Consider the following 22,247-nt stretch of genomic DNA (forward strand, 5'->3'; position numbering starts at 1 on the left):
GCTTGTGCAGATAACTCAATGCTGAACAAAACAGGACGTACCAATGTTTTATCTATAGGTATTAGCTTAACCATTACGGACTTTTATCAGCTGCAACCACCCTCAATTTAACTGTTTTATACTGAAGCTAAGCTAAAAAAATTATTATCATATATTTTTGTTTTATAATTCATTAATGCTTTTTTTTTGTCTTTTATATTTAACATTTTAATAACCTGCTTGTAATTTATAAAAGCTTGATGTTATGGTCAGACCTGTTGTGATAATGACAATTTATTCTCATTTGAAATTCCCCCCAACAAAATAATAATTAAAATTAACCTAATAGGTAGGAATATAGATGTCGAATAAGATAACAAAGAAATCATTAATATTGACCACTGCTAGCATATTGTCGGTATCAATATCGACAGCACTTTATGCTGCTCAACCGCTTAGCATGCAAAACGCAGATAATGTATTATCTGAAGTAACCAGTTCACCTTTACCTAAACGCTTTATTATCAAATATAAGCAAGCAGCAAATAATCAAGCAGCCAGCAATCAAACAACTAGTTTCATCGGTAGCCAAAGCGCGTTTGTTCGTCTTGCTGGCGTTAAGGAAAAATTAAAGAAATTGCGGGTCAAGGTTAAAGCCGAATTTCCAGATGTTAATATGATCAGTGCTGAGCTATCTACATCACAAGCGATGAATTTAGCGATGGACGATAATGTCGAATACGTAGAAGAAGATTTACCACGTCGCTTTATGGCACAAACAGTGCCTTATGGTATTGGCATGGTTCAAGCTGATCAAGTTGACGATATGATTGCTTCTGCCAACGCTGGCGGTAAGAAAATATGTATTATTGATTCAGGTTTAGACCTACCTCATGAAGACATGGGTGCACAAGGAGGCACAATAACGGGCACAAACAATAGTGGTACAGGTAACTGGTATAATCAAGGTGGTCCACACGGTACTCACGTAGCAGGAACAATTGCCGCGCTTAACAATGGTATTGGCGTTCGCGGTGTTATTGGCACGGATCCTAATTTGCACATAATAAAAGTCTTTAATGCCGCGGGCTGGGGATACTCTTCAACACTTGTTAATGCTATTAACGATTGTGTCAGTAACGGTGCAGACGTTATTAATATGAGCTTAGGTGGTTCTGGTTCAAGTACCAGCGAGCAAAATGGTATTCAAGCAGCCTATGATGCAGGTGTTTTACTTATAGCTGCAGCCGGTAATGATGGTGTTGCTTCAGCAACTACTGATTTAGAAAGCTTTCCGGCTTCTTACGATGCAGTGATGTCAGTTGCTGCTGTTGACAGTGATAAAGCCTTAGCTGACTTTTCACAAAAAAATAGTCAAGTAGAGATATCTGGACCAGGCGTTGATGTTTATTCTATTTACCCTGAAGGTACAGGTTCAGTCGTTGAAGTATCTGTCGCTAATATGGGTTATACCGCTAATGCGATGGAAAACCAGGGTCAAGCAACGGGTTCTCTCTATGACTTTGCCATGGGTGAAACTATAGATACAGGTGCTGCAGGTAATGTTTGTTTAATTCAACGTGGCAATATTTCGTTTTACGATAAAGTTAAAGCTTGTCAAGATAGCGGAGGTGTAGGCGCAATTCTTTATAACAATGCCCCAGGAAGTTTTGGTGGTACATTAGGTGACGCAAACGCAACTTCTATCCCAAGTGTGACCGTATCTGATACGGACGGCGCAGCAATGAAAAATAATATTGGCTTAAGCGCCAGTATAAATATTGGCGCGGGTAATTATGGCAAAATGAGTGGCACTTCAATGGCATCTCCTCATGTTGCTGGTGTTGCTGCTTTGGTGTGGAGTCATCACCCAAGCTGTACTAACGTTGAGATTCGTAACGTATTAAATAGTAGTGCACAAGATTTAGGTGCTGCGGGTCGCGATGTTAAATTTGGTTATGGTTTAGCCCAAACTAAAGATGCGATCGATTACATTACCGCGAATGGATGTGATGGCTCTGGTGGTGACACTGGCGGTGGTGGTGGAACAACACCAGATACTGTCCTTGAAAATGGTCAGGTTAAAACTGAGCTAACGGCTGCAACGGGTAATGATTTAGTTTTCACCATGGAAGTACCTGCTGGCGCAACAGATATTAATTTTGCTATGACAGGTGGTAATGGTGATGCTGATTTATATGTGAAGTTTGGCGCTGAGCCAACCGACAGTGTTTACGATTGTCGCCCTTATAAATCAGGTAATGTTGAATCATGTGCAAGTACGCAAGCAGGTGGCACTTACTACGTAAGACTTAAAGCCTATAGTGATTTTACCGGTGTTAGTTTAACGGGTAGTTACACTGAACCTACGACGGGTGGTGGTAATACGATTAATCCGATTGATACCACAATTAATAATGTTACTGTTGCAAGAAGAACATGGAAACGTTACACCCTTGACTTAGCAGATGGTTATGCCGATCTAACGGTTACACTTTCAGGTGGTTCAGGTGATGCAGATTTATATGTAACACAAGGTAAACAGTCAACAACGTCTGTTTATGATTGTCGTCCTTATAAAAATGGTAACAATGAAGCTTGTAACTTTACCGACCCAGCTAAAGGTGTATGGTATGTCGATGTCTACGGCTATTCAGCAGCTTCAGGTATGACATTAAATCTACAAGCTACACCCAAATAATCTAAAGAAAGGGGCAACCCGTTCACTTTATGTTAATAAATAAAACCCTGCTTCGGCAGGGTTTTTTATTATGAGCAATTGAATCAATAGAACAATATGCGACTTAGCGTAAAATGCGTTGCAATTGTATCTTGATGTTGAGTAGCTATAGGGATAAATTATTGTTTAACAAATACGATGAGATAAATCCTAAGAGGTAATAATGAAATCAGTAATAGAACAACTGTCTAGCTATAAAAGCGTTCACTTAAACAGAAAAAATATTCATACGCACTTTATTGGCGTGCCAATGATCATTTGGTCAATTGCCTTATTACTTGCCAGTGTATCCTTTGAAGTTGAATCGTTATTTATCAATAACTACTTAGGCGTTGCACAAGTTAACTTTACTTTGGCCGCCATACTTTCAATTGCGGTGTTTATTTATTATTTAATATTGTCGTTACCTCTTGCGTTATTGGCGTTCATTTTGTTTGGCCCGTTAATGTGGAGTGTTCATGAAGTTGTAAAAGTAGAACATCACCTTATTATTGCAATAAGTATCTTTATTATTGGCTGGGTGATTCAATTTATTGGTCATCATTACGAAAAAGCAAAACCGGCATTTTTTGATGATCTTAACCAATTATTTATTGGACCATTATTTGTAATTGCGGAAATTTATTTTTTATTAGGACAAGGGAGAATATTAGATAAAACAATCACTGAAAAAGCCATTGAGAAACGCCGTATATTTGAACAAAAAAAAGCACAATAATATCTGTTGAGTTAAAATGGTGAACAATAAATAACCATTTGGAAATTAATGACTTTTCAGTGCTACCATGTTAAGTACTTTTAAGATAATAAAGCGGTATGGCATCTCATTAAAAATATGATAGTATGCTGTGTTAATTAATAATTATAATTTCGAAGAAAACTTTCAAAATTCTTGCTAAGTTAAGGGATACCATCGACTTATGACCGATTTGTCAAACAATGTTGTACCCGTCAATATTGAAGATGAGCTAAAAAATTCTTATCTAGATTACGCCATGAGCGTAATTGTAGGCCGTGCATTACCAGATGTACGAGACGGCTTAAAACCTGTTCATCGCCGCGTATTATTCGCAATGAATGTACTCGGTAATGACTTTAATAAACCTTACAAAAAATCAGCACGTGTTGTTGGTGATGTAATAGGTAAATACCACCCACATGGTGACACTGCTGTTTACGATACTATCGTACGTATGGCACAGCCATTTTCATTACGTTATATGCTCGTTGATGGTCAGGGTAACTTTGGTTCGGTTGACGGTGATTCTGCAGCAGCAATGCGTTATACCGAAATCAGAATGTCTAAAATTGCACACGCTATTTTAGCCGATCTCGATAAAGAAACGGTAGATTTTGTACCTAACTATGATGGTACAGAACATATACCGGTTGTTATGCCAACGCGTATTCCTAATTTATTAGTGAATGGTACTTCGGGTATCGCGGTAGGTATGGCAACAAATATTCCTCCTCACAATTTAACAGAAGTGATAAACGGTTGTTTAGCGCTAATTGAAAATAGTGATTTGACCTTTGAAGAAATCTTAGAATACATACCTGGTCCTGATTTTCCTACCGCAGGTATTATCAGTGGTCGTGCGGGTATTGAAGAAGCTTACCGCACTGGCCGTGGCAAAATTAAAATTCGCGCCCGTGCCGATATTGAAGTTCATGAAACTACCGGTAAAGAAACCATTGTTGTTCATGAATTACCTTATCAAGTGAACAAAGCTCGTTTAATTGAAAAAATGGCCGAGCTAGTAAAAGAGAAGCGCCTTGAAGGTATTTCAGCCCTTCGCGACGAGTCTGATAAAGACGGTATGCGTATGGTTATTGAAATCAAACGTGGTGAAGTGGGCGAAGTTGTTTTAAATAACTTGTACAAACTTACCCAAATGCAAGTTTCTTTTGGTTTGAATATGGTGGCGTTAACGAATGGCCAACCAAAACTGTTCAATATTAAAGAGATGCTTGAAGAGTTTATACTTCACCGTCGTGAAGTTGTTACTCGTCGTACTATCTTTGAATTACGTAAAGCACGAGAACGTGCACATTTACTTGAAGGTTTATCGATTGCTTTAGCCAACATTGACCCGATTATCGAGCTTATTAAAAACTCGCCTACACCTAGCGAAGCAAAAGAAAAATTGCTTGCTCGTGGTTGGGATTTGGGTAATGTTGCTGAGATGCTCAGTGCTGCCGGTGATGACGCTGCACGTCCTGAATGGGTTGAAGAAGGTTTTGGTATACAAGACGGTCAATACTTCTTAACCATGCAACAAGCGCAAGCAATATTAGATCTTCGTTTGCATAAGTTAACGGGCTTAGAACACGAAAAAATCTTATCAGAATACAAAGCATTACTCGATATTATTGCTGAGTTATTACATATTCTAGGTTCTCCTGAACGTTTAATGGAAATTATTCGTGAAGAATTAGAAGCTATTCGTGATGAGTTTGGTGATGCACGTCGCACTGAAATTACTAACGCTTCGCATGATTTATCGATGGAAGACTTGATCACAGAAGAAGATGTAGTCGTAACATTATCACATGAAGGTTACGTTAAATATCAAGTGCTAACTGACTATCAAGCACAACGCCGTGGTGGCAAGGGTAAAGCAGCAACTAAGATGAAAGAAGAAGATTTCATTGAACGTTTATTAATTGCTAATACCCACGATACTATTTTGTGTTTCTCAGATCGCGGTAAACTTTATTGGTTGAAGGTTTTTCAATTACCACTCGCAAGTCGAACTGCGCGTGGCCGACCTATTGTTAATATTTTACCACTTGATACGGGTGAACGTATTACGGCAATTTTACCAGTACGTGAATACGAAGAAGACAAGTTTATTATTATGGCAACGGCATCAGGTACTGTGAAGAAAACAGCACTAACGGCCTACAAAAATCAACGTGCTAACGGTATAATAGCCCTTAACTTACGTGATGACGATACCTTAATTGGTGTTGCTATTACCGACGGTTATAATGATATTATGTTGTTTTCAGATGCGGGTAAAGTTGTTCGTTTTAATGAAAAACTTCGTGATAGCGAAACGGGTGAAATCAAGTTAGATCCTGAAACAGGTGAAGAACGCTGGGCATTAAAACCTATCGGGCGAACTGGTACCGGTGTTCGTGGTATTAAGTTAGAAGGCGATCAAAAAGTTGTTTCGCTTATTGTGCCAGTAAACGATGGGCCAATATTAACGATTACTGAAAATGGCTTTGGTAAACGTACTGCGTTAACCGAATACCCAGCGAAAAGTCGCGCCACTAAAGGTGTTGTTTCTATTAAGGTCAGCGACCGAAATGGCCCTGTTGTTGGTGCTGTTCAAGTTGAAGACTTAGATGAAATTATGCTTATTACTGATAACGGTACATTAGTACGTACCCGTGTTAATGAAGTGAGTGTTATTGGTCGTAATACCCAGGGCGTTCGTATTATTCGAACCGTTGAAGATGAGCATGTCGTTGCATTGCAACGTATTGATGAAATTGAAGACGTTCCAGAAGATTTAGATGAAAATGCACAAGAGCTTATAGAGTCAACAGAAACGTTAAGTACTTCGACAGAAGCTGATGATGAAGAGCTCAATGAGGGCGATAACGAATAGTTACTGCTAAAGACTTAGTTTAAAGGGCGGTTAATTACCGCCCTTTTTATGTTCAGGACGAACGGTATTAAGCAAATGCAGGAGCATATTTGCTGTTATGTTCAGGATGAACGGTATTAAGCAAATGCAGGAGCATATTTCCATTTGATGAGCGTTCTTATTTTACCCAAGAGAATGCTGACCGAATTGATGTTACCAATGAAAATAATTAAAACAGTTTGACCAAGTGCATCGACAAGCGTTTTTAAAATTTTGATAGAAGGTGTTGTGTATATGTCCCAAATATTTAACTTTTGTGCTGGTCCTGCCATGTTACCTGTAGAGGTTATGAAAAAGGCACAAGCGGAATTTGTCAACTGGCAAGGTACGGGTAGTTCTGTCATGGAGCTCAGTCATCGTAGTAAAGAGTTTATGGCGGTGGCAATAAAAGCCGAAGCTGACTTACGCGATCTAATGGCAATACCGGAAAATTATAGTGTACTGTTTTGTCACGGTGGCGGTAGAGGTCAATTTTCTGCGGTCCCTTTTAATTTATTACCTGAAGGTAAGTCAGCTGATTATATTATTTCTGGTTCTTGGTCGAAGTCTGCGGCTACAGAAGCTGAACACTATGGTGACATAAAGCGTATTGATGTTGTGAGTCAAGTTAATGGCGAAACGCATGTTTTATCTAGTGATAAATGGGGTTTAAATCCCAACGCTGCCTTTGTACATTATTGTCCAAATGAAACCGTTGACGGTATCGAAATGTTTGATATACCTGAAACTCATGGGGTGCCACTGATTGCTGATATGTCATCAACCATTTTATCTCATGACGTTGATGTTAAAAAATTCGGTCTTATCTATGCAGGCGCGCAAAAAAACATTGGTCCATCAGGTCTAACTATCGTTATTGTTCGTAATGATTTATTAGGCAATGCTCGATTAACAACCCCGTCGATCATGAATTATCAGGTGTTAGCAAAGAACGATTCAATGTATAATACGCCGCCAACCTATGCATGGTATTTAGCCGGTTTAGTGTTTGAATGGTTAAAAGAGCGTGGCGGTGTTAAAGAAATTTCAAAGATAAACAAACAAAAAGCTGATCTTCTCTATAGTTACATCGATAATAGTGATTTTTATCAAAATCATATTGAAACAGAATTTCGCAGTTTGATGAATGTGCCGTTTTGGTTAACGGATGAAACGTTAAATAGTGAGTTTCTTAAGCAAGCTGAAGCACAAGGATTAATGGCATTAAAAGGCCATCGTATAGTAGGTGGTATGCGTGCGAGTATTTACAACGCTATGCCGCTAGCGGGTATAATAGCCTTGGTTGCTTTTATGAAAGATTTTTCTGCTAAAAATAGCAAGTAATAATAAGTAAGGTTATGTCCTTACCCATAAAACAAAATTAATTTAATGGAAAAAAAATGTTACAAGCAAAAAAAACATTAACTATCACCACAGGCCTTGCCGGAAAAGTATCTGGAGATATCATTGTACCGGGTGACAAGTCATGTTCGCATCGCTCTATTATGTTCGGCTCTTTAGCTGAAGGTATCACGCATGTTTCAGGTTTTTTACCTGGAGATGATTGTTTAGCGACGATGAATGCATTTAAAGCAATGGGCATAAAAATTGAAGGTCCTGACGAAAATCAAAATGTTGTCATTCATGGTAAAGGTTTACATGGTTTAACTGCGCCAAATGAAGCGTTAAATATTGGTAATTCAGGTACCACAATACGACTAATGTCTGGGTTGCTTGCCGGGCAAAGCTTTGCTTGGCAAATGTCGGGTGACAGCTCCTTAAATAAACGTCCAATGGGGCGTGTGGTCGATCCATTAAAATTAATGGGGGCTAATATTTCAGCGGCTGAAAATGGTACACCACCAGTTATTTCTCAAGGTATTGGTGAAGAACAAACCTTAGAGGCAATTCATTACGACTTACCCATGGCTAGTGCACAAGTCAAGTCATGCGTACTTCTTGCTGGTATTTATGCTGACGGTATCACATCTGTAACAGAGCCAGGTATTACGCGTGATCATACTGAACGTATGTTGAACGCCTTTTGTTATCCAGTGACGGTTGAAGATACGGCTATAGGTAAAAAAGTCTCTATTGAAGGCGGCCATAAATTAACGGCTTGTGATATTCAAGTGCCTGGTGACATCTCATCGGCAACCTTTTTTATGGTTGCGGGCTTAATCGCTAAAGAAGGGCAGTTAACTATTCGCAATGTCGGTATGAATCCAACTCGCATAGGTGCTATTAATATTTTGCAACAAATGAATGGTGATTTGAGTATCATCAATCAACGTATGGCTGGCGGAGAGCCTGTCGCCGATGTTGTGGTTAAATCATCACAATTAAAAGGCATTGATATTAATGAACGCGATGTTCCTCTTGCTATCGATGAGTTTCCTGCAATATTTATTGCTGCAGCCTGTGCCAAAGGTACTACACGTTTACGTGGCGCAGAAGAGTTAAGAGTAAAAGAAAGCGATCGTATCCAAGCAATGGCTGATGGTTTAAAAGAATTAGATATTGACTGTACCGTTTTTGATGATGGTATAGATATTGTTGGTGGGCAATTAACATCAGGGACTATTCATAGCCATGATGACCACCGTATTGCCATGTCTTTCGCTATTAGCTCATTACGAGCTACTGGCGAAATTAAAATTCTAGAGTGTGACAACGTAGCGACTTCGTTCCCTAATTTTGTCACCTTAGCAAACCAAGTGGGACTAACACTCAATCAAGCGTAAATTAAGTTACTCACTTAATTTTAACTTGCTTTAATGTAGATAAAAATATGATAGAACAAATACCGGTAATAACTATAGATGGACCTAGTGGTGCAGGTAAGGGAACAGTTGCACGATTGGTTGCAGAGCAACTTGGCTGGCACTTACTTGACAGCGGAGCTATTTATCGCGTGCTTGCAGTAGCAACTTTGCATCATCATTTAACGCTTGATGACGAAGAGTCATTGATCCCTATTGCTGCTCATTTAGATGTGCAATTTGAAATAACCAGTAAAGGTGATGGAAAAGTAATTTTAGAAGGCGAAAATGTCAGTAACAGCATACGCACAGAAGAAGTTGGCGCTATTGCTTCAAAAATAGCCGCTTTTCCACGCGTTCGTGAAGCGCTTTTACGTCGTCAACGTGCTTTTAAAGTCTCTCCTGGGCTTGTCGCTGACGGGCGAGACATGGGCACGGTTGTATTTAGCAATGCGCCAGTCAAAGTGTTTTTAACTGCTTCTGCAGAAGAACGCGCACAACGACGATTTAATCAGTTGAAAGACAAAGGCTTTGATGTTAAAATCGGGCGCCTTCTGGATGACATACGTCAGCGTGATGAGCGTGATGAGACCCGTACGGTCGCTCCACTTATCGCAGCAGAAGGTGCGTTAATTGTTGATTCTACTGACCTTTCTATTGATGAAGTGGTTACTAAAATTTTAACATTTGCCAATGGTAAGTTAACGTAAACGAAGCTTGTTAGCTTCAAAATTAACCTATAGCCTACTGTAAGGATGCACTGGGCAACTATTTAATAACCCCATGAAACAATGATGTTGACTGGATTAATAACTGAGTTTATATGCAAGTTATGACTGAAAATTTCGCACAACTATTTGAAGAAAGTTTAAAAGAAATCGAAACACGCCCTGGTTCAATCATCAAGGGTACTATCGTAGCCATAAACAAAGACAATGTAATTGTTGATGCTGGCCTTAAATCTGAAAGTGTTATTGACATTAACCAGTTTAAAAACAACGCTGGCGAAGTTGATGTTAACGTTGGCGATGAAGTTGACGTTTCTCTTAAAGCTACAGATGACGGTTTCGGTGAAACGATTCTTTCTCGTGATGACGCAAAACGTCACGAAGCATGGCAAGTGCTTGAAAAAGCATACGAAGAAAAAGAAACTGTTATCGGTGTTATCAACGGTAAAGTTAAAGGTGGTTTCACGGTTGAAGTTAGCGATATTCGTGCTTTCTTACCGGGTTCATTAGTAGATGTTCGCCCAATTCGCGATACAACTCACCTTGAAGGCAAAGAATTAGAATTTAAAGTTATTAAGCTTGATCAAAAGCGTAATAACGTAGTTGTTTCTCGTCGTGCCGTTATCGAATCTGAAAGCAGCGTAGAACGCGATGCATTGTTAGAGTCATTAGCTGAAGGCCTAGAAGTTAAAGGTATCGTTAAGAACCTTACTGACTACGGCGCATTCGTAGACTTAGGCGGCATTGATGGTTTGCTACACATTACAGATATGGCTTGGAAGCGTGTTAAGCACCCAAGTGAAATCGTAAATGTTGGTGATGAAATACAAGTTAAAGTATTGAAATTTGACCGTGAGCGTACTCGTGTATCTCTAGGCATGAAGCAGTTAGGTGAAGATCCATGGGTAGCAATCGCTAAGCGTTACCCTGAAGGCGCTAAACTTACTGGTCGTGTAACCAACTTAACTGACTACGGTTGTTTTGTTGAAATTCAAGAAGGCGTTGAAGGTTTAGTTCACGTTTCTGAAATGGATTGGACTAACAAAAATATCCACCCATCTAAAGTTGTTAATTTAGGTGATACGGTTGAAGTGATGGTATTAGAAATTGACGAAGAACGTCGTCGTATTTCTTTAGGCCTTAAACAGTGTATCGCTAACCCTTGGGAAGAGTTTGCTAAGAACTTCAACAAAGGCGACAAAGTATCAGGTAAGATCAAGTCAATTACAGACTTTGGTATCTTCATTGGTCTTGACGGCGGTATTGATGGTCTTGTTCACTTATCTGATATCTCATGGGCTGGCGGCGAAGAAGCTGTTCGTGAATATAAGAAAGGCGATGAAATCTCAGCTGTTGTATTACAAGTTGACCCAGAGCGTGAACGTATTTCTTTAGGTGTTAAACAAACTGAAGATGATCCGTTTAATCAGTACCTTGCAGATACTAAGAAAGGTGCTATTGTTACAGGTAAGGTTATCGAAGTAGATGCTAAAGGCGCTAAAATTGAATTAGCTGAAGGCGTTGAAGGATACTTACGTGTATCTGATATTTCTAGTGAGCGTATCGAAGATGCGTCAACTGAACTATCAGTTGGTGATAGTGTTGAAACTAAGTTTATGGGTGTGGATCGTAAGAACCGTGCTATTAGCTTATCAATCAAAGCTAAAGACCAAGCAGAAGAACGTGAAGCTATGGATAACCTAAATCAAGTTGAAGAAACTGGTTTAAGTGCAATGGCTGCAGCGTTTAAAAACGCTAAGAACTAATTTAGTCACTTGAAGGTGAGAAGTTTTTGAAATATATCACTTCTCTTCGTTTAAAATCCATTGGTAAGAAAGTATTTCAAACCAGTGAACACAGGAGGTCAAATGACCAAGTCTGAACTTATTGAAAGATTAGCCGATAAATTAAGTCATTTATCAGCGAAAGATGTTGAACAATCTATTAAAGAAATCTTAGAAATGATGGCGCAAACCTTGTCAAAAGGTGAACGTATTGAAATTCGTGGTTTTGGTAGTTTTTCATTGCATTTTCGTGCTCCTCGTGTTGGACGTAACCCTAAAACTGGCGAATCTGTCGAGTTGGAAGGTAAATACGTTCCTCATTTTAAACCCGGTAAAGAGTTACGTGAAAGAGTAAACCTTTCAATCGCGTAATTGATAAATTATCAATAAAACGGCATGCTGTAATGGTATGCCGTTTTTTTTAATTTAATTTTCATCATAGGTAACTTATTGTGCGTATTTATATTACAGCGTTTTTACTTTTCATCTTATTAGTCATCACTTTTATTTTTGGCAGTCAAAATGAGCAGACGTTAACGTTGAATTATCTTATCGCCCGAACTGAATTATCAGTTGCTACAGCTGTAAGTTTATTTACCACTTTAGGCTTTTTACTTGGATTACTCTTTGCTTTATTATGGAAGTTTGTTCGAATGATAAAACCTAAAAAGTCATCTTCTAAAGAATCAGTGTAAAATTATATGTTAGAACTATTGTTCTTATTACTTCCTGTTGCAATGGGCTATGGCTGGTTCATGGGCCGTAATAGTGTTAAGCAAAATGATCATTCAGCTAAGCAAGCTTTATCGATAAAATACTCTACAGGTTTAAATTACTTATTATCAAATCAACAAGATAAAGCTATCGATTATTTACTCGAAGCGCTTAACGTTGAGGATGATACCGTTGAAGCACATTTTGCTATGGCCAATTTATTTCGCCGTCGTGGTGAGCTCGACCGTGCTTTAAAAGTGCATGAGCACTTAGTCAGACAAAAACATTTACCCGCTAAAGATAAACAACAGGCAGCTTATGAGTTAGGTAAAGATTTTTTTAGTGCCGGTTTATACGATCGCGCTGAAACCATGTTTGAAAAACTCCTTAAATCGAAACATTATGGCTTAAAATCCCTTGATTATTTAATGCGAATTTATCAATCAACGAAAGATTGGACAAAAGGTATTAGTCATAAAAAAGCGATAGTAAAAACAAAAGATAAAAAACTTCTCCATAATTTGGCTAATTTTTATTGTGAATTGGCGACAATAGCTTTAGAAGAAGATAACTTTATTGAGGTGATTGAGCTATTAGAACTGGCTTTAGCTTATGATGCTAATTCTTGTCGTGCAAATTGGTTATTAGCTCGAATTTACGAAAAGCATCAACAATATAATGAAGCCTGTCGATGCTATCAAGACATCTACCTTCAAGACAAGGAATTCTTTCCTGATGTTATTAATGAAATGCAACACTGTTATCATCAGTTAGATGCAGACGATGAATATTTTAAATTTATTAGAAAAGTTTATGATGAAACAGGTAGTTCTAGTGCATTAATTAAATACTTGAGTCATATTGAAGCTAAGTACGGTAATGAAAAAGCAAAAGAATTTATTTTATTAGCGCTAAAAAAACGTCCAACCATTAAAGGTTTTAAGCACTTTATCAAAATGCAAATGGTTAACTCTACCGAAAAAGATAATACTGAAAATTTAGATATGATTAAAGAATTAATCGCCGCCTATTTGAATTTAAAGCCTCGATATAGTTGCAGAACCTGTGGCTTTAATAGCAGTAAACATTACTGGGCTTGTCCCTCATGTCATGACTGGGAACAATTAAAACCAGTGCGGGGCCTTGAAGGAGAATAATTACCGATTTCTTCGCCCAAGACTCAATAGCGTCTTCAAAAGTACTCACTGACTTTCGTCAGCTCCGTGCTTTTTCTTTGCTCTTGAACCTTAGGATTTTGAACTCAAAAATTATTAAAGAATTAAGAATTAAGAATTAAGAATTAAGGAATGAGTATGAATGACGCAAAAGTAGTTGTTGCCCTAGATTTTGATAATAAAGAAGATGCATTAGCATTTGTTGATAAAATTAATCCAAGCGACTGTCGGTTGAAAGTAGGCAAAGAGATGTTTACTCATTTTGGACCTGCGTTTGTTAAAGAATTAACGGGTCGTGGCTTTGATGTCTTTTTAGATTTAAAGTTTCATGATATTCCTAACACCGTAGCAAAAGCGGTAACCGCTGCTGCAGAGATGGGGGTGTGGATGGTTAATGTTCATGCTAGCGGTGGTCTTGAAATGATGAGTAAAGCTAAACAAGCATTAGAAAAATATGGTGAAAAAGCCCCATTACTTATTGCTGTCACTGTTTTAACCAGTATGAGTAAAGAAGACTTACTCGGCTTAGGTATTACGCGAACGCCAGCCGAGCAAGTGATGCTTCTAGCAAAGTTGACAAAAGAAGCTGGCCTTGATGGTGTTGTCTGCTCAGCACAAGAAGCAAAAATTCTTAAATCAGCATTAGGTCAGGATTTTAAACTTGTCACACCAGGAATAAGACCTGTAGGTGCTGCCTCTGATGATCAAAAACGTATTATGACACCAGAGCAAGCGGTTGCTGTTGGCGTTGATTATTTAGTGATTGGCAGACCGATTACTCAAGCTGAGAATCCGCAGCAGGTTTTACAGTCTATAAACGCATCACTGGGTTAGCATAAAGTTTTTACTGTGATTAATTGACAAAACCAAGATTCGATCCTAAAACTATTAACGTCTCATTAATTAAATATTAACTTTTATTTTTCGAGGCGTAATGGAAACGACAACAAAAGGAAAGGATCATGATAAAAATTTCAAAAGTTTTGCTGACCTGCTTAATATTTATTTTTTCTTCATTAAGTGTTGCTGAAAATACGCGTAGTAACGATCTCAGTCTAAATATGAAACAAGTTGATGAGCGTATTGATATCAACCATGCAGATATTGAAACCTTATCTTTATTGAAGGGTATAGGTGTCAAAAAAGCTGAAGCAATCATCAAGTACCGAGATGAAAATGGAAAATTTATGTCAGTAGAAGACTTGTTAAATGTCAGTGGTATTGGCGAACAAATCTTAGTGTTAAATAAAGCAAAACTGACAATATAATTACCTTTAATAAAGGGCAAAAGGCGAGATAATTAATTTTATCTCGCCTTTTTATTTTGGGTAATGCAATATCGTTAGTTTTGCTGAGTTAACTTTTTTTTTGTGCTGTACACACATCATTATGCGGGCAAATAATAGCCCAAACATTTTTATAACCTAAACGTGTTAATTGCTCTGCAGCAAGGCTTGCACGACCACCGGTGGCACAGTGGAGATAAATGTGCTGATTTTCGTCAGTGGTGTGGTTTGTAATACTCATCTCTAGAATACCACGTGGTACATTGATTGAATTTAGAACAGGGCTATCGGTAACTTCTTGGGGTTCACGCACATCAATGAATAAGCTGCTTTTTTGTGGTAATAAATAAGCATCTTTTGCAGTAGTCGTTTGAATACTGCGTCGGACTTCCGATATGAGTTCCGGTATCGTTTTTAACATGTAATCAACCTTAATGATTAAAATAGCCATAATTATGTATTTTTAACATCTGGCCTTGATAATCACCATATTAGGCTTCGCTAATTTAGATGTCAATAATGTAGTACCTGTAGCCAAAATTGATTAAGATAAATTTTAGACATAAAAAAAGAGCCGAAGCTCTTTGATATAAGAATGTAGCGATTAAATTTTCGGTACTCTTATTTTCTTTTCAGGTGATTGGCGATAAATAATTAACGTTTTACCAATAACTTGAACTTTAATCGATGCAGTTTCACGACAAATAGCTTCAACAATTAATGCTTTACTATCGCGATCATCAGTCGGAATTTTAATTTTGATTAATTCATGATGATTTAAAGAATAATCAATTTCGGCAACTACTGCCTCTGTTAAGCCGTTGTTACCCAATAAAACCACTGGTTTCAATGGGTGCGCAAGACCTTTTAAGTACTGTATTTGTTTTTTATTTAGGCTCATTAACAATTTTCGTTACAAGTTAGCTTGAATTAATACTATTTTACCTCCATCTACTCTGTAATACTAATAAAACGTTAAATGGTTTTGCACTATTAACAAATTAATTAAGTTATATTAATGAGTAAAAAGAAATTAAGTAATAGTAGTACCCGTTGGATGCAAGAGCATTTTGATGATGAGTACGTAAAAAAGGCTCAGAAACTTGGAGTGCGCTCTAGGGCATACTTTAAAATTGAAGAAATAAATAATAAAGATAAGTTGATCAAAAAAGGGATGAAAGTTGTCGACTTAGGTGCAGCACCCGGTGGTTGGTCTGAATATGCTGTTAAAGCAGTCGGTGACATTGGACAAATCATCGCTTGTGATATTCTTTCAATGGACCCCATTGCAGGTGTTGATTTTTTGCAAGGTGATTTTAGAGAGGAGCCAGTACTTGATGCATTATTAACACGTATTGGTGGTAAAGATATCGATGTTGTGATGTCTGATATGGCTGCAAACTTTACAGGCAATGACAGTGCTGATGCAGCAAGAAGTATGTATCTTGTTGAATTGGCATTAGATATGTGTAACCAGGTATTAAAGAAAAATGGCGTTTTTGTTGTTAAAGTCTTCCAAGGCGCAGGATTTGAGCAGTTTATACAAGATTTACGAAGTGCATTTAAGACAGTAAAAACTCGCAAGCCAGATTCATCGCGGGCACGTTCGCGAGAAGTTTATTTAGTTGCTACCGGATTTAAATAGCTCCTAGCGATAAATTATAGTAAATTACATCACATCAGCTTAAATTTTTAGGTTGGTTTCAGAACTAACCGTTTATCTGTGCTAGTTAATGGTTAAGTAAAAGTTCATTCAAAGTTACAAGAGGTCATTAAGTTGAGCGATATGGCAAAAAATCTTATTTTATGGTTGGTAATAGCGGTTGTGTTAATGTCGGTATTCCAAGGATTCACTCCAAGTACCAATACAGATCAAAAAGTTGATTATACACGTTTCATTACTGATGTTCGGCAAGGACAGATTCGTGACGCTAAAGTTGATCGTAACGGTGTTATCAAAGGTACAAAACGAAGTGGCGAAGCCTTTGTTACTGTTATTCCTGGCGGCTTCGATCGTGATTTAATTAACGACCTAGTTAAACAAGGTGTTAATGCTTCTGGTGAATTACCTGAAGAAACTAGTTTTCTGACTACTATATTTGTCTCTTGGTTTCCAATGATTTTGTTAATTGGAGTGTGGATATTCTTCATGCGTCAAATGCAAGGTGGTGGCGGCAAAGGTGCGATGTCTTTTGGAAAATCTAAAGCTAAACTATTAAGCGAAGACCAAATTAAAACTACTTTTGCTGATGTCGCAGGTTGTGACGAAGCGAAAGAAGAAGTCTCAGAGCTTGTTGATTATTTGAAAGAACCGACTAAATTTCAGAAACTCGGCGGCCGTATCCCTTCAGGTGTATTACTTGTTGGACAACCGGGTACAGGTAAAACTTTATTAGCTAAAGCTATTGCTGGTGAAGCTAAAGTACCATTTTTTACTATTTCAGGTTCTGATTTTGTTGAAATGTTTGTTGGTGTTGGCGCATCTCGTGTACGTGACATGTTTGAGCAAGCTAAAAAATCAGCACCTTGTATTATCTTTATTGATGAAATTGATGCAGTGGGTCGCCAACGTGGGGCAGGTATGGGTGGCGGTCACGATGAACGTGAACAAACACTTAACCAAATGCTGGTAGAAATGGATGGTTTTGAAGGTAATGAAGGCGTGATTGTGATTGCCGCTACTAACCGTCCTGATGTATTAGATCCTGCATTATTACGTCCTGGGCGTTTTGACCGTCAAGTTACGGTTGGTTTGCCAGATATTCGTGGTCGTGAACAAATACTTAAAGTTCATATGCGTAAAGTTCCATTAGGTGACGATGTTAAAGCATCAGTTATTGCTAGAGGCACACCGGGTATGTCAGGTGCAGATTTAGCTAATTTAGTTAATGAAGCTGCTCTATTTGCTGCACGTTCTGCTCGTCGTACGGTATCAATGGATGAGTTTGAAAAAGCGAAAGACAAAATATTAATGGGTGCTGAACGTCGTTCGATGGTTATGAGCGAAGAAGAAAAAGCCATGACAGCTTACCATGAGGCAGGGCATGCTATTGTTGGTCGTTTAGTACCAGATCATGACCCCGTTTACAAGGTCAGCATTATACCTCGTGGTCGTGCTTTAGGTGTAACGATGTATTTACCAGAGCAAGACAGGTTTAGCCACAGTAAACAGCATTTAGAAAGTAATATTTCATCACTTTACGGTGGTCGTATTGCAGAAGAAATGATTTATGGTTTTGAAAAAGTGTCTACCGGTGCATCGAACGATATCGAACGTGCTACGCAACTTGCTCGTAAAATGGTAACTCAATGGGGTTTCTCACAAAAAATGGGCCCAATGTTATTTGCTGAAGAGGAAGGTGAAGTATTCTTAGGTCGTTCATCATCTAAATCGTTAAATATGTCTGATGAAACGGCACAATCTATTGATATTGAAATTAAAGCATTTGTTGACCGTAATTATCAACGTGCAGAAAAAATATTAAATGAAAACCGTGACATTTTAGAATCAATGAAAGATGCGTTAATGCATTATGAAACAATTGATGCAAAACAAATTGATGACTTGATGGAACGCAGAGAAGTTCGTCCACCGATGGCTGAGTGGGATAATCATTCTAGCTCAAAAAAACCACCAAAAGCCGATAGTAATGCGTCTTCTGATAAAAAAGAAACCACGCCGGATCTAGACAAACCTAGTGACGCCTCTGCTGAATAACACCTACTAAATAAAGCCTCGATTAACGAGGCTTTATTTTATAAAAACTAATTTTCTTTTATTTCAGTCAGTTGTTTTTTATAAAATAAAATTTTGTACAATAAGAATAATAAAGAGCAAAAATTTTGTTGAAAAATCTACGTTGCGGTCAACACCTCCTTGATATAGAAACTCCGCAAGTTATGGGCATTCTAAATTTTACCCCAGACTCGTTTTCTGACGGTGGAAAATTCTCTCGTATCGATCTGGCATTAAATCAAGTTGAACAAATGATAGCTGATGGTGCCGCCATCATCGATATAGGTGGTGAGTCAACTCGCCCAGGGGCTAGAGATGTTACTGAAAAAGACGAGTTAAGTCGCGTTATCCCTGTATTAAAAGCCATTAATAAACGTTTCAATGTTGTTGTTTCTATCGATACGAGTAAATCATCGGTAATGGCAGAAGCAATTGCCCATGGTGCCAGTATTATCAATGATGTTCGAGCATTACAAAACGACGGTTGTCTAGATGTGTTAGCGCAAGATCAAAGTGTGGCTATTTGTTTGATGCATATGCAAGGTTTACCACGAACAATGCAGCATAACCCTCAATATGAGCATTTAATTACAGATATATCAACATTCTTTGAACAACGTATTCTAGCCTGTACACAAGCCGGCATTAGCGCTTCTAGGCTTATTTTAGACCCAGGTTTTGGATTTGGAAAGTCATTAGAACAAAATTATAGTTTATTGGCTAATATGGCTAAATTTCACGCTTTAAGTCTACCGTTATTAGCAGGTTTATCAAGAAAGTCGATGATAGGTTCCTTGCTTAATAGAGACGTTAGTGAACGCTTAGCCGGTAGCTTAGCTACAGCGATTATTGCTGCTCAGCAAGGGGCGAAAATCATTCGTGTTCACGATGTGAAAGAAACAGTAGATGCACTAAAAGTTTTGCATGCGACCCATATAAATAAATAATCATTAAACATACTAATAAAGTAAATATAAAGGACAAATAAAATGTCAGAAAGAAGATATTTTGGAACTGATGGCGTAAGAGGCCTAGTAGGGCAATATCCCATCACCGCAGAATTTGTGATGAAGTTAGGTTATGCCGCTGGTCGTGTACTTGCCGCACAGGGCACTAAAAAAGTATTAATCGGTAAAGACACCCGTATTTCTGGTTATATGCTTGAGTCTGCTTTAGAGGCTGGTTTCTCTGCTGCGGGTATTGATATTGGCTTATTGGGGCCAATGCCAACGCCTGGCATTGCTTATCTTACCAAAACCTTTCGTGCTGAAGCAGGTATTGTTATAAGTGCTTCACACAATCCATTTTACGACAACGGCATTAAATTCTTCTCACAAAATGGTGAGAAGTTACCTGATGATGTAGAACTGGCTATCGAGGCAGAGTTAGATAAAGAAATGGGCTGTGTAGAATCTGCAAAATTAGGTAAAGCAACGCGTATTGAAGATGCAGCGGGTCGTTATATTGAATTTTGTAAAAGTAACTTCCCCAGCCAATATTCATTAAAAAATTACAAGATTGTCGTCGATTGTGCTCACGGGGCAACTTATCATATTGCACCTAATGTTTTTCGTGAACTAGGTGCCCAAGTGATTGAAATTGGCACTTCTCCTAATGGTACTAATATCAATGATCACTGTGGCGCAACGTCAATGGACGCTATCAGTAAGGCTGTTGTTGAGCATCAAGCTGATTTAGGTATTGCTTTAGATGGTGATGGTGATCGTTTGATGATGGTTGACCACACAGGCTATGTACTTGATGGTGATGAGTGTGTCTACGTTATCGCTTCAAACGATTTACAAAGTGGCGTTATTAGTGGTGGTGTTGTAGGTACGCTAATGAGTAATATGGGGCTAGAAATAGCACTAGCCGATATGGGGATACCTTTTGCTCGTAGTAAAGTAGGCGACCGTTATGTTACCGAAATGCTGAACAAAAAAGGCTGGCAATTGGGCGCAGAAAACTCAGGTCACGTTATAAATTTAAAAAACACCTCGACGGGTGATGGCATTATTGCGGCGTTAAACGTATTAACGGCTGTTTGTAGTGGCGATAAAACATTGCATGAACTTCGTCAAGGTATGACAAAACTACCGCAAGTTTTAGTTAATATTAAGTTTACCGGTGATAATGACCCGCTAACTGCACAGAATGTCGTGTCTGCTGTTCATAATGTTAATGAAAAACTTTCTGGTCGTGGGCGCGTTTTATTGCGTAAATCTGGAACAGAGCCCTTGATCCGTGTGATGGTTGAAGGACCTGAATTAACTGAAGTTACCGATCTAGCGAATATCATTGCTGATGCTGTAAAAACCGCTTGTTAGCGAAAATACTACCAAGACGGTTGAATAATAAGCAAATGAACAAGATATTACGTTAAACACTTGTATCTTGTTCCTAGGTTAGTTAATATCTCGCCGCTTTAATTAGGAAAGATAAATGAAAAGACAAGCAATAGTCGCAGCAAACTGGAAAATGAACGGAAGTTTACCGCTCATAAAAGAAATGATTTCAGGATTAAATAGTGTCAAACTAGCTGAAAATGTTAATGTTGTTGTTTGTCCGTCTACGCCTTTTTTATCAGCGTTCGCATTGAATGCTAAAAATGAAAATTTACAAGCTAACATCCACTTGGGTGCACAAAATGTAAGCGAACACAAAAGCGGTGCATATACTGGTGAAGTATCAACAGATATGCTCAATGAAGTTTTTGTAAACTATGTTATTGTAGGTCACTCTGAACGTAGAAGTATCTACAAAGAGACAAGTACGCAAGTCGCTCATAAAGTTAAAGCGGTTCTTAACGCTGGTTTAACACCTATTTTATGTATCGGTGAAAGCGAGAACGAAAGAACATCTGAACAAACTGATACGGTACTGGCTTCACAATTACAGCCAGTTATTGATGTAATAGGTATCGAAAAATTTATTGATGTTGTTATTGCTTACGAGCCTGTCTGGGCTATCGGTACTGGCAAAACAGCATCACCTGAAATGGCACAAGCTACACACTTATTTATCCGCCAATTTTTAGCAAATGCTAATGAATTAATCGCGAATAAAGTGCCATTATTATACGGTGGCAGCGTAAATGCTGCTAACTGTGAAGAATTATTTGCACAAACTGATATTGACGGTGGTCTTATTGGTGGTGCTAGTTTAAAAGTCGACGAATTCAAAATAATTTGCTCGTCAGCCAAAGGATCTTAAAATGTTGTATCAATCGTTAATTATTGCTTATTTAATTGTTTCAATTTGTTTAATTGGTTTAGTGTTAATCCAACAAGGTAAAGGCGCCGATATGGGCGCATCTTTTGGTGCCGGCTCTTCAGCAACAATATTCGGTTCAAGTGGTTCAGGTAACTTCCTCACTAAAGCGACAACATGGCTAGCAATCGCATTCTTTGTTATCAGCTTAGTGTTAGGTAACTTAACAGCAAACAGAATTAAATCTACCGATGAGTGGAACAACTTAAATTCTCCTGTTGAGCAAACTATCCCAGGTGATGATTCAATACCTAGTGAAAGTATAGAGCCAAGTAGATCTGTAGAAAATACAGATGTACCTACAGCATCAAAAAAATCGAGTGACAGCGACATACCACAATAAAACTTTAAAATTAGAAATGGCCTAATTGGTAGGCACGCTAGGTTGAGATTTTTTATTCTCAAAAAGTTAATAAAGCTAATTATCCTCAA

The 22,247-nt window shown here is 38.2% G+C and carries 20 protein-coding genes; 18 read left to right on the plus strand and 2 right to left on the minus strand.

From position 1 onward, the window contains the following. Window positions 1-340: 340 nt before the first annotated feature. The 12 genes from H4J52_RS13435 to H4J52_RS13490 all read left to right on the plus strand — a co-directional run bounded on the left by H4J52_RS13435 (window position 341) and on the right by H4J52_RS13490 (window position 14,791). A complete protein-coding gene (locus H4J52_RS13435; protein ID WP_182181355.1) occupies window positions 341-2,680 on the plus strand; it encodes a S8 family serine peptidase in 2,340 nt (779 codons plus the stop codon). A 202-nt stretch (window positions 2,681-2,882) separates the two neighbouring features. Then, a complete protein-coding gene (locus tag H4J52_RS13440; RefSeq protein ID WP_182181354.1) occupies window positions 2,883-3,437 on the plus strand; it encodes a DUF962 domain-containing protein in 555 nt (184 codons plus the stop codon). Window positions 3,438-3,639: 202 nt separating this feature from the next. Continuing rightward, window positions 3,640-6,342, plus strand: a complete 2,703-nt coding sequence (gene gyrA, locus H4J52_RS13445; protein WP_182181353.1) for a DNA topoisomerase (ATP-hydrolyzing) subunit A — start codon at window positions 3,640-3,642, stop codon at window positions 6,340-6,342. 273 nt (window positions 6,343-6,615) lie between these two features. After that, entirely contained in the window at window positions 6,616-7,704 is a 1,089-nt protein-coding gene (serC, locus tag H4J52_RS13450) for a 3-phosphoserine/phosphohydroxythreonine transaminase (RefSeq protein ID WP_182181352.1), read from the plus strand. 56 nt (window positions 7,705-7,760) lie between these two features. Beyond that, window positions 7,761-9,104, plus strand: a complete 1,344-nt coding sequence (gene aroA, locus H4J52_RS13455; RefSeq protein WP_182224920.1) for a 3-phosphoshikimate 1-carboxyvinyltransferase — start codon at window positions 7,761-7,763, stop codon at window positions 9,102-9,104. Window positions 9,105-9,151: 47 nt separating this feature from the next. Next, the gene (gene cmk / locus H4J52_RS13460) at window positions 9,152-9,832 is read left to right on the plus strand and encodes a (d)CMP kinase (RefSeq protein WP_182181350.1); all 681 of its coding nucleotides are present in this window, start codon (window positions 9,152-9,154) and stop codon (window positions 9,830-9,832) included. Window positions 9,833-9,954: 122 nt separating this feature from the next. Then, entirely contained in the window at window positions 9,955-11,616 is a 1,662-nt protein-coding gene (gene rpsA, locus H4J52_RS13465) for a 30S ribosomal protein S1 (RefSeq protein WP_182181349.1), read from the plus strand. Between the two features lie 84 nt (window positions 11,617-11,700). Continuing rightward, window positions 11,701-12,006, plus strand: a complete 306-nt coding sequence (gene ihfB / locus H4J52_RS13470) for an integration host factor subunit beta (RefSeq protein WP_310649663.1) — start codon at window positions 11,701-11,703, stop codon at window positions 12,004-12,006. A gap of 80 nt (window positions 12,007-12,086) precedes the next feature. Beyond that, the gene (locus H4J52_RS13475; protein ID WP_182181347.1) at window positions 12,087-12,329 is read left to right on the plus strand and encodes a lipopolysaccharide assembly protein LapA domain-containing protein; all 243 of its coding nucleotides are present in this window, start codon (window positions 12,087-12,089) and stop codon (window positions 12,327-12,329) included. A 6-nt stretch (window positions 12,330-12,335) separates the two neighbouring features. Further along, window positions 12,336-13,505: a lipopolysaccharide assembly protein LapB gene (gene lapB / locus H4J52_RS13480; protein WP_182181346.1), complete on the plus strand. Its 1,170-nt coding sequence runs from the start codon at window positions 12,336-12,338 to the stop codon at window positions 13,503-13,505. A 150-nt stretch (window positions 13,506-13,655) separates the two neighbouring features. Then, on the plus strand, window positions 13,656-14,357 hold the full coding sequence (pyrF, locus tag H4J52_RS13485) for an orotidine-5'-phosphate decarboxylase (RefSeq protein WP_182181345.1): 702 nt from the start codon (window positions 13,656-13,658) through the stop codon (window positions 14,355-14,357). Between the two features lie 128 nt (window positions 14,358-14,485). Next, window positions 14,486-14,791: a helix-hairpin-helix domain-containing protein gene (locus H4J52_RS13490; protein WP_182181344.1), complete on the plus strand. Its 306-nt coding sequence runs from the start codon at window positions 14,486-14,488 to the stop codon at window positions 14,789-14,791. Between the two features lie 88 nt (window positions 14,792-14,879). Here H4J52_RS13490 and H4J52_RS13495 read toward each other — a convergent pair whose 3' ends face one another. Both H4J52_RS13495 and yhbY read right to left on the minus strand, forming a co-directional pair. Further along, window positions 14,880-15,230 (minus strand): rhodanese-like domain-containing protein, encoded by a 351-nt coding sequence (locus H4J52_RS13495; protein ID WP_182181343.1) that lies wholly within the window; start codon window positions 15,228-15,230, stop codon window positions 14,880-14,882. 183 nt (window positions 15,231-15,413) lie between these two features. After that, window positions 15,414-15,710: a ribosome assembly RNA-binding protein YhbY gene (yhbY, locus tag H4J52_RS13500; protein WP_182181342.1), complete on the minus strand. Its 297-nt coding sequence runs from the start codon at window positions 15,708-15,710 to the stop codon at window positions 15,414-15,416. 117 nt (window positions 15,711-15,827) lie between these two features. On the opposite strand from yhbY, the gene rlmE reads away from it, so the two are divergent. The 6 genes from rlmE to secG all read left to right on the plus strand — a co-directional run bounded on the left by rlmE (window position 15,828) and on the right by secG (window position 22,158). Next, window positions 15,828-16,454: a 23S rRNA (uridine(2552)-2'-O)-methyltransferase RlmE gene (gene rlmE / locus H4J52_RS13505; protein ID WP_182181341.1), complete on the plus strand. Its 627-nt coding sequence runs from the start codon at window positions 15,828-15,830 to the stop codon at window positions 16,452-16,454. 132 nt (window positions 16,455-16,586) lie between these two features. Beyond that, on the plus strand, window positions 16,587-18,527 hold the full coding sequence (ftsH, locus tag H4J52_RS13510; RefSeq protein ID WP_182181340.1) for an ATP-dependent zinc metalloprotease FtsH: 1,941 nt from the start codon (window positions 16,587-16,589) through the stop codon (window positions 18,525-18,527). Between the two features lie 182 nt (window positions 18,528-18,709). Then, entirely contained in the window at window positions 18,710-19,492 is a 783-nt protein-coding gene (gene folP / locus H4J52_RS13515) for a dihydropteroate synthase (protein ID WP_182224975.1), read from the plus strand. 42 nt (window positions 19,493-19,534) lie between these two features. Beyond that, a complete protein-coding gene (gene glmM / locus H4J52_RS13520; protein ID WP_182223803.1) occupies window positions 19,535-20,872 on the plus strand; it encodes a phosphoglucosamine mutase in 1,338 nt (445 codons plus the stop codon). Window positions 20,873-20,987: 115 nt separating this feature from the next. After that, window positions 20,988-21,758 (plus strand): triose-phosphate isomerase, encoded by a 771-nt coding sequence (gene tpiA, locus H4J52_RS13525; RefSeq protein ID WP_182181338.1) that lies wholly within the window; start codon window positions 20,988-20,990, stop codon window positions 21,756-21,758. 4 nt (window positions 21,759-21,762) lie between these two features. After that, window positions 21,763-22,158 (plus strand): preprotein translocase subunit SecG, encoded by a 396-nt coding sequence (gene secG / locus H4J52_RS13530; RefSeq protein ID WP_182181447.1) that lies wholly within the window; start codon window positions 21,763-21,765, stop codon window positions 22,156-22,158. The last annotated feature ends 89 nt before the right edge of the window (window positions 22,159-22,247 follow it).

It is taken from the genome of Colwellia sp. MB02u-14, assembly GCF_014076915.1.
Taxonomy (GTDB): Bacteria; Pseudomonadota; Gammaproteobacteria; order Enterobacterales; family Alteromonadaceae; genus Colwellia_A.